General features: G+C 72.2%; 2 protein-coding genes, 1 tRNA gene and 1 pseudogene. 2 read left to right on the forward strand and 2 right to left on the reverse strand.

The genetic code is table 11. The features are described from left to right. Nucleotides 1-206 (forward strand): annotated as a pseudogene (locus tag ACFE86_RS21835) (1-deoxy-D-xylulose-5-phosphate synthase); the annotation flags it as partial. 106 nt (nt 207-312) lie between these two features. On the opposite strand, the gene ACFE86_RS21840 reads toward ACFE86_RS21835, so the two are convergent. Next, nucleotides 313-2,160, reverse strand: a complete 1,848-nt coding sequence (locus ACFE86_RS21840) for a chloride channel protein (protein WP_375457414.1) — start codon at nt 2,158-2,160, stop codon at nt 313-315. A 135-nt stretch (nt 2,161-2,295) separates the two neighbouring features. On the opposite strand from ACFE86_RS21840, the gene ACFE86_RS21845 reads away from it, so the two are divergent. After that, a tRNA-His gene (locus ACFE86_RS21845) sits at nt 2,296-2,372 on the forward strand. 209 nt (nt 2,373-2,581) lie between these two features. Here the strand turns inward: ACFE86_RS21845 and ACFE86_RS21850 are convergent. Beyond that, nucleotides 2,582-3,331 (reverse strand): SIS domain-containing protein (locus ACFE86_RS21850; RefSeq protein WP_375457415.1); only part of this gene is annotated, 750 nt, incomplete at its 5' end.

Here is a 3,331-nt window from a genome sequence, read left to right on the forward strand (position 1 = left end):
CCGAGCGCGGCGTGCTCGACGCGATGCGCCTGCGGGTGCGCACCCTGACCCTGCCGGACACCTACCAGGACCACGACAGCCCCGACAAGATGTACGCCGACGCCGGCCTCGATGCCAAAAGTATCGTCAAACGCGTCGAAGACATCCTCCCAGAGCGCAAGGCGCGGCCCTCGAACGTCGTCAGCGTCGGCCGCCGGCCCCGCTGAGGGTCGGCATCCGCTTCGCTCAGCCCGGCGCCTCCTCGACGACCCTGCCGCAGACTTGGCCGCAGACTTGCCGGACGCAGGCGGGATCGATGCCGCTGCCCGGCCATCAATCCGATTCCCCCTGCATCGCCCGGCGCTGGCGGTCGAGTTCGTCGCTGTAACGCTTGAGCGTGTGGCTCTCGGTGAGCAGGCCGATCACCCGCCGGTCCTCGGCCGTGTCGACGACGGCGAGCGCCTCGCTCTCGGTCCGGTCGAAGGCGGCCGAGGCCTCCTTGGCGTTGAGCCCCGGCGTGAGGAAGTCGGCGGGATGGCGCAGCACGTCGGCCAGCAGCATCGCCGCGCCGTCAGCGTCGCGCGCGGCGGCGTGGACCTCCGGCACCATCACGATGCCGGCGTAGCGCCCGGCCGCGTCCACCACGATCACCCGCGAGGGCGACCCGAGGGGGTGAGCGCGCAGGAAGGTCGCCATCGGCGTGTCGAGGGGGATCGGGCGTATGTCCTTGCGCATCAGCCGGCCGACGGTGAGGCTGCGAATCCAGCCGACGTCGTGGGCGCTGCGGATGCTCTCGCCGCGCAGGTGGAACCGCCACGTGGCGAAGGAGTAGCCGAAGGTCTTGCGCACGGTGAGCGAGGAGGCGATCACCGCGACCAGCACCAGACCGGTGACCGGCAGGCTGCCGGTGACCTCCAGCGCCAGGAACGTCATCGTCAGCGGCCCGCCGACGACGGCGACCGCCAGCGCGCTCATGCCGATCACCGCGTAGGCGAGCGGGGTGAGCCCGAAGGCGGCGAGTCCCGGCACCACCCCGGGGGCCAGCGCCGCGAACAGCTTGCCGGCGAGCGCCCCGAGGAACAGGGAGGCGAAGAACAGCCCGCCGCGGAAGCCCGATCCGATCGAGATCGCCGACGCCGTCGCCTTGGCGACGAACAGAATCGCCAGCGCCGCCGTGCCGTCGCTCCGCGCGCTTCCCGCGAAATGGAGGTGCAACGCCCCGTGGCCGCCCGACAGCACCTGCGGGCCGATCAGGAGCGCGAGCGCGCCGACGCAGAGCCCGCCGAGCGCAGGCCCCGCCGCCCGCGGCAGCCGGGTCGCCTGCACCCCCTGCTCCACGAGCGTGACGCCGCGCATGATCAGGATGCCGAGCCCGGCGCAGAGCAGGCCGAGGACGAGGCTCGGCAGGGTGTCGGCGCCGGTCACCGCCGAGGTCGTCACCGCCCGCATCGCGTCGAGGGCGACCAGCGGCTCCGCCTCCGCGAGCGCCCGCGCGACGAGGCTGCCGCACAAGGCGGCGGCGACCACCGGCGCCAGCGTCGCGATCGCGTAGGTGCCGATGATCAGCTCGAAAGCGTAGAACGCCCCCGTCAGCGGCGCCCCGAACGCCGCGGCGATCGCGGCGGCCGAACCGCAGCCGACGAGGGTGCGGAGGTCCCCGCGCCGCATCTCGAAGGCGAGACCGAGCCGCGAGGCGAGCCCGCCGCAGATCTGGGTGTAGCCGGCCTCCAGCCCGACCGAGGCACCGCCGCCGTTCGAGATCACGTTCTGCACCGCGACGTAGACGCTGTCGCGCAGCGACATCCGGCCGCCGTGGAGCGCGTTAGCCTCGATCGGGTCGATCACCGGGCGCTTGCGGCGTCCGCGCAGGTGATGGACCGCGAGGATCAGCAACCCGAGCAGGATGCCGCCGAGGCAGGGTCCGAGGAACAGGGCCAGCGGCAGGACGTCGTCGGCCGCGCTCAGCCGCGTCCCGGGCGGAAGGCGGTAGAGCGCCTCGCGCAGGCCCTGCGCCGCTAGGTTCATGCCCGCGACGATCGCCCCGGCGATGCAACCGGTGAGGCCCGCGAGCACCACGAGCCCGACCTCGCTCCGGCGGACGAAGCCGCGCAACCGTCCGGGAGCCTGGACCAGCGTCGCGCGGCCCCAAAGCCGTCGCGGGGTCTCGGCGGTCTGGGTCATCGGGAGGACGGACGGGGATGGCGGGAGGTCACACGTCATCCTTTACGGGCGCGATCCCCGCCCCGTCCACACGCGGCCCACGACGCCGATCGCGGCTTGAAATGCCCGCGCCGCCGCGATACACCGCGCCGCAGTGCCGCCGTAGCTCAGTTGGTTAGAGCGCTAGATTGTGGATCTAGAGGTCCCCCGTTCGAGCCGGGGCGGTGGTACCATCGGACGTGCGAAGGTTGGTAGGTCGCCGGCGCCCCTGAAGTTCTGCCCCTGCCGCCAGGCGGGTCCTGCGCGGCTCGCAGGACGGGGCAGGGCGACGGATCGCGGACCTTCAGTCCGCTTCGCCGACGGGCGAAGCATACGGACATCGCCGGTAGCGCCTTAAGGTACGCCTTCTCAAGCTGCCGTATGGTTGCCCGGTACGGCCTCCTCACACCACGCCGGCGCGGAGCAGGTCGTGGATGTGGAGGATGCCGGTCGCGCGGCCCGCCTCCGCCACGAAGATCGCGGTGATGCGCTTGCGGTTCATCACCTCCAGTGCCGCGCTCGCCAGCAGGTCGGCCTCCACGACCACAGGGTCGGCGGTCATCACGTCCCGGACCGCGGTGTCGAGGATCGCCGGCCCCATGTGGCGTCGCAGGTCGCCGTCGGTGACGATGCCGATCAGCCGTCTTCCGGCATCGACGACGCCGACGCAGCCGTAGCGGCGCCCGGTGATCTCGATGAGGACATCCGCCATCACCATGTCGTCGGGCACCAGCGGCACCTCGTCGCCGGTATGCATGAGCTGGCGCACGGTCTTCAAGCGGGCTGCGAGGGTGCCGCCGGGGTGCAGGGTCCTGAAGCGGGCGGAGGTGAAGCCGCGCTGCTCGACGAGCGCCACCGCGAGCGCGTCGCCCAGCGCGAGTTGGAGCAGGCTCGACGTGGTCGGCGCGAGGTCGTGCGGGCAGGATTCGCGCACCTTCGGCAGGGCCAGGAGCACGTCCGCCGCCCGGCCCAACGTGCTGTCGGCGTTGCAGGTGATCGCGATGAGCGGGATCGAGAAGCGGCGCGAGAAGCTGACGAGGTCGCCGAGCTCGACCGTCTCGCCCGACCAGGACAGGGCGACGATCACGTCGTCGGGGGCGATCATGCCGAGGTCGCCGTGGCTCGCCTCGGTGGGGTGGACGAAGAAGGCGTG

The sequence above is a fragment of the uncultured Methylobacterium sp. genome (assembly GCF_964244095.1).
In the GTDB taxonomy this organism is placed as follows: domain Bacteria; phylum Pseudomonadota; class Alphaproteobacteria; order Rhizobiales; family Beijerinckiaceae; genus Methylobacterium.

What these genes read in the sequence shown, in the direction of transcription:
- ACFE86_RS21840 (WP_375457414.1), bottom strand. Translation starts at nt 2,160, where the DNA reads ATGACCCAGACCGCCGAGACCCCGCGACGGCTTTGGGGCCGCGCGACG.